This window comes from Candidatus Binataceae bacterium (assembly GCA_035500095.1).
Taxonomy (GTDB): domain Bacteria; phylum Desulfobacterota; class Binatia; order Binatales; family Binataceae; genus JAKAVN01.
In genome coordinates this window covers 1-5,237 of the sequence record DATJXN010000116.1, presented here as the reverse complement: position 1 = coordinate 5,237, position 5,237 = coordinate 1, and the positions used below count along the sequence as shown (strand labels likewise).

At 65.6% G+C, this 5,237-nt stretch carries 6 protein-coding genes; 4 read left to right on the top strand and 2 right to left on the bottom strand.

Annotated elements, in window-relative coordinates:
- Both VMI09_11720 and VMI09_11715 read right to left on the bottom strand, forming a co-directional pair.
- A partial coding sequence (locus VMI09_11720) for a cytochrome b/b6 domain-containing protein (GenBank protein ID HTQ25356.1) occupies positions 1-396 on the bottom strand: 396 nt, incomplete at its 3' end.
- A gap of 24 nt (positions 397-420) precedes the next feature.
- Positions 421-1,059: a DNA-3-methyladenine glycosylase gene (locus VMI09_11715; protein HTQ25355.1), complete on the bottom strand. Its 639-nt coding sequence runs from the start codon at positions 1,057-1,059 to the stop codon at positions 421-423.
- Positions 1,060-1,331: 272 nt separating this feature from the next.
- Here VMI09_11715 and VMI09_11710 point away from each other — a divergent pair, with 272 nt between their 5' ends.
- The 4 genes from VMI09_11710 to VMI09_11695 all read left to right on the top strand — a co-directional run bounded on the left by VMI09_11710 (position 1,332) and on the right by VMI09_11695 (position 5,000).
- On the top strand, positions 1,332-1,811 hold the full coding sequence (locus tag VMI09_11710) for a hypothetical protein (GenBank protein ID HTQ25354.1): 480 nt from the start codon (positions 1,332-1,334) through the stop codon (positions 1,809-1,811).
- Positions 1,812-1,875: 64 nt separating this feature from the next.
- Positions 1,876-3,471, top strand: coding sequence for a GMC family oxidoreductase N-terminal domain-containing protein (locus tag VMI09_11705; GenBank protein HTQ25353.1), 1,596 nt, complete (start codon positions 1,876-1,878; stop codon positions 3,469-3,471).
- A gap of 39 nt (positions 3,472-3,510) precedes the next feature.
- The gene (locus VMI09_11700; GenBank protein ID HTQ25352.1) at positions 3,511-4,350 is read left to right on the top strand and encodes an SDR family NAD(P)-dependent oxidoreductase; all 840 of its coding nucleotides are present in this window, start codon (positions 3,511-3,513) and stop codon (positions 4,348-4,350) included.
- Between the two features lie 209 nt (positions 4,351-4,559).
- A complete protein-coding gene (locus VMI09_11695; protein HTQ25351.1) occupies positions 4,560-5,000 on the top strand; it encodes a CBS domain-containing protein in 441 nt (146 codons plus the stop codon).
- Positions 5,001-5,237: the final 237 nt, after the last annotated feature.

Sequence of the window (5,237 nt, the reverse complement as noted above, 5' to 3'; positions counted from 1 at the left end):
ATGCCAGCGCCTGGCCATCGAGAGCCAGCGATCGCTGGGCAGCGTGAGCCAGCCCGGGAAGATGCGCGCCACGACGTCGCCCTCCGCATCGGTGGCGGCGCCCAGCACCTCGGTCGTATCGAACTCGCGCCCGAAGATGCGCGTAACGCCGACCACCTCGTCTTCGCCGGCTTCCACGGCCGCGATCTGGAATATCGGCCCCTTTCCTGTGTAGGAAGACTTACCCCAATAGAGTGCCGGATGCGCACTGAAGATATTGAGGCCGCTCAGGAACAGGATCGTGAGCGCAATCACGTTGATCCAGTGCATGACGCGCACCGGCAGGCTGTGCCGGTAGTACAGATAGCTGCCGGCGCGAGCTGCGGCCGGCGCCGGCATGACATCACTGGGTGGCATCAAATGCGTCTCCAGAAAACAAGTCTAGTCGCGGCCGCGCGCGCTCACAATCTCCACCTTCGTGCCGTTCAGGCGACGCGGACCGCTGACGAAGACATTGTCGCGCTCGAAGAAGCGAAGCTTACGGTGTACTTCGCGCGAGATGCCGATGCGTACGCTGCGCCCGACGCGTCGCGGCGCCCGGGCATCGACTCCCAGCCAGAGTCTGCCCTTGTCGCAGAGATCGGTTCCGTCAAGGCGCAGATCGATGTCGAGCGCAGTGGCAAGCCGCCCCGGACCGCGCGCGAGATCGGCCAGCCGCTCCGTGCCGCGCCATGCCTTCATCAGCGCGACGCCTTCGAGAGGCTCCAGGGCACGCAGCAGGACGCCGGCGCCCGTCCCCTTCGTTTCGGCGCTCACGTTGAGCGCGTGCCAGCAGCCATAGACGAAATAGACGTAAGCATGCCCGCGCTCGAGAAAAAGCGAGCGGTTGCGCGGCGTCTCACCGCGAAACGCATGCGCGGCGGCGTCACCGACGACGTAGGCCTCGGTCTCCACGATGCGTCCGCTCAACCGGCCTTGCGGATGCTCGTGCACGAGAATCTTGCCGATGAGATAGCGCGCGAGCTTCGCGGTGTCCCTGGGAAGCTCGTCGCGGCGCAGGCGACGCAACGGTCCGATCATCAACCGGCAATGATCAATGATACGACCGGGCAATGCCAAGTGACGACGTGCGACCCAGCGCTAAAACCGGCGTAGCTAACTCATCTAAAACTAGAAATGATCCCCTTAACTCTTTGAAGCACCGTGGCTTCTTCGTAGCCGTTTTCGATCGTTATCTTGCGATGCAGGCGGCGCAAGGGCCTGCCTTTTCTCGCTGCCCGCGCAACGACCCTCGATCGACGCCGGTGGAGTAAGCTTGAACGGCAGCTGTTAACCGGGGGAAGGTGGTCCGCATGATCTTCCACAAGAGTCAGCTCATATCGTGCCCTCTGATGGCACTTGCTGCGTTGTTGCTCATAGCCCCGGCGCAGGCTGCAAACAAGGCGATCTACAAGTGCTTCGACAAGCACCTCGCGCTCGTCTACACCGACCTGCCGTGCAAGGATGGAGAGCAACTCGATCTTCGACCCGGCGATTCCGACCCCGCAGCGGTCGCGGGGCTGGAACGCGAACGCGAGCGGCTTAGCTTGAGTGCCGCGCAGCGCATCGCGGATGAACGGCGCGCCGCGCTGCAGCGTGAGCTTGCCGACCGTTCTCGCCCGATCATGGTCGAGCAGAACGCGCCGGACTCGTCTAGTGATTACGCTGATTACGGCTACGGTTATCCGGTGTTCGCGCATTCGCCCAAAGCGCGCCCACGGCCGCACGCACGCCGAATGGCGGAACACGCCGGTATCGCGCCGAATCCGCCATACGTCGTGCCACGGCCGTAAGTACCGCGCGGCGCGACGCCACCTCGGCGAACCGCCGGTTCACGACCGCCGAAACCGTCGGGGCATGGAGTTCGATTACGTCGTCGTCGGCGCTGGCTCGGCCGGCTGCGTCCTTGCCTCGCGGCTAAGCGAGGATCCCTCGGTGCAGGTGTGCCTGCTCGAAGCAGGCCCGTCGTCGGAACGAAAGCTTGCGGTGCGCATGCCGCCGGGGATGGCGATCACCGAATCGACGCGATACCTGAACTGGGCATTCGAGACCGTGCCGCAGGCAGGCTTCGACGGCCGCCGCGCCTACCAGCCCGCGGGTAAGACCACGGGCGGATCGAGCTCGATCAACGGGATGATCTACATCCGCGGCTTCTCCAGCGAATACGAGGACTGGGCGGCGCTCGGCAATGCGGGCTGGAGCTACGCAGACGTGCTCCCCTACTTCCGCAAGGCCGAGCACAACGAGGTGTACGACAACGAACTGCACGCCCGCGGCGGCCCGCTCAACGTCGCCGATCCACGAAGCCCGTCGCGGGCATCGAAGGCCTTCCTGGAGACCGCCGCGGCGCTCGGAATTCCCTTCGTCGAAGACGTCAACATTGCGCAGCCGGACGGCGTCGGCTTCTATCAGCTGACGGCCATCGATGGCGAGCGCTGCACGACCGCGCGCGCGTATCTGACGGGCGCGCGGCAACGGCCGAATCTCGAGATCGTGACGCACGCGCACGCGACGCGGATCCTCACCCAGGGGCGGCGCGCCGTCGGCGCCGAATATCGGCGCGCAGGAACGACGCGACGGGTGCGCGCACGCCGCGAAGTCATTGTCAGCGCCGGGACCAACAAGTCGCCGCAACTCCTGCTTCTCTCCGGCATAGGAGCCGGCGACGCCCTGCGGCGCTTCGACATCGAGGTCGTGCACGACCTTCCGGGCGTCGGCGAGAATTATCAGGAGCACGTCGACGTATGGGCCCCGGTCCGCTCGCGCTCGACCGAGCTGATGGGCATTTCGGTGCGCGGCCTCCCGCGCCTGTTGGCCGACATTTTCAAATACATCGCGCGGCGCGAAGGCAACTTCGCCGGCCTCGGCGGCATCGCCGGCGGCTTTCTGCGCAGCGACCCATCGGTTGCGCAGCCCGACCTGCAGTGCTTCTTCCTGCCGGCGATCGTCGACGACTTCGCGCGGCGGCTTCACTGGGGACACGGTTTCAGCATCCACACCTGCGTGTGCCGCCCGAAGAGCCGCGGCCGCCTCACGCTCGCCTCGGCCGATCCGATAGCCGATCCGGCGATCGATCCCGATTTCTTCTCGGCGCGGGACGACCTCGAGCTGCTGATGAAGGGATGGAGAATCATGCGCACGATGATCGAGACCGAGCCGCTCCGAAGTTACGTCGACAAGCAATACCATCGGCCGAGCGGCGACGATGACGCTTCGCTCGAAGCCTTCCTTCGCCGGCGCGCGGTGAGCGGGCTGCACATGGCCGGGACGTGCAAGATGGGCGTCGATCCGATGGCGGTGGTCGATTCGCGGCTCCGGGTGCACGGGATGACCGGGCTGCGCGTGGTCGATGCTTCGATCATGCCGAACGTGACCTCCGGCAACACGAACGCGCCGGTGATCATGATCGCGGAGAGGGCGAGCGATATGATTCGCCATGACGGGGGACGCTGACTTGCGCTCACCGGGGCGCTGTCATCGCGGGGGACTCGAGTGAAACGATCGGTCGTAATCACGGGCGTATCGAGTGGCATCGGCTTTGCGACGGCGCGCGCGCTCGTCAATCGCGGCTACCGAGTCTTCGGCAGCGTGCGCAAACAGGCGGATGCGGACCGCGTGCGCAGCGCGCTTGGAACGGACTTCGTGCCGCTCGTGTTCGACGTCACCGACGCCGCCGGCATCGCCGCCGCCGCGGACGCCGTGGCGGCACAGGCAGGCGACGGAGGGCTCGCTGCGCTCGTCAACAACGCTGGCATCGCCCCGACCGGACCGCTGCTCCATCAGCCGCCCGAGGAGATCCGGCAGTTGTTCGAGATCAATGTCTTTGGCGTCATTGCTGTGACGCGGGCCTTCGCGCCTCTGCTGGGCGCGCGACGCGACGCACCCCGCCCTCGCGGCCGCATCGTCAATGTCAGCTCGCTCAATGGAGGCGTAACCGTTCCTTTCGCGGTCGCCTATTCGGCTTCGAAGCATGCGCTCGAAGCGATCAGCGACGGCCTGCGCCGAGAGCTCTGGATCTACGGCATCGACGTGATCGCCATCGAGCCGGGGACGATCCGCACCGAGATCTGGGACAAGTTCACCGCGTTCGCGGTCGAGAAGCGCTATGCGGGGACGGATTACAGCCGCGCGCTCGCCGCGATGCCGGGGATCGTCGCGGAAGAGCTCCGGAAAGGCGATCCGGTGGAAAAGGTGAGCGAGGCGATCTGCCGCGCGATCGAAGCGCTGCGTCCCAGGGCACGCTATCCGCTCACCGCGCTGTGGTATCTCGCCCGGCTGGTACCCGCACGCCTGCTGGACCGCGAATTGACGAGGCGGATGCGGCTGCGCTGACAGCGCGGCGCCAGCCCGGACGCATCGGTTTGCAAAAATTACCGGCGTTGGGCCGGTGGCGCACCCGACCACATGAGTCACTGAACCGCCGCGCGGCGGGCCGAGTCAAACTGTCGTCAGTATTTGTCGCAAGAATGCGCGCCGAGGGGCTCGCCAGGGCTGCCGATTAGGGGTCGCGCGTCTGCGTCGCTACCCAGAGGACAAGCAAGATGAGCAAAGCGAAGACACACCAGCTCAAGGATGTCATGAGCACGGACGTCAAGGTCGTAGGCCCGGACACCACCATCAGCGAGGCCGCCAAAGTGATGCGCGATGGGGATTTCGGGATGATGCCGGTAGGAGAAAACGATCGCATGATCGGCGCGATCTCCGACCGCGACATCGCGATCCGCGCGATCGCCGAAGGCAAGGGTCCGAACACGAAGGTGCGCGAGGTGATGTCCACCGGCATCGCCTGGGCGTTCGACGACGACAGCGTGGAGAAGGCCGCCAAGATCATGAGCGAACGGCAGGTACGGCGCCTGCCGGTGGTCAACCACGACAAGCGCCTCGTCGGCATCGTCGCGCTGGGGGACTTCGCGGTCGAGAGTGCTGAGCTCCGCCCCGCATCGCAGGCACTGGCCGAGATTTCGAGGCCGGCATACTCGTGACGCATCCCACTCAACCAAGACCAAGAAAGGGCTTTCCATGTCCGACAAGGCAAAAGTTTCGCGCCGGGATGTTCTGAGATCGGCGCTTGTGCTGGGCGGCGCCGCGTGCGCCGGCGCGCTTCAGTCGCGCGTCGCGCAGGCGCAGCAGAAGGCATCGAAGGCCGCGATGAAGTACCAGGAAAAACCGAACGGCGATCAGAAATGCAGCAATTGCCTGCAGTTCGAGCCGCCCGGCAG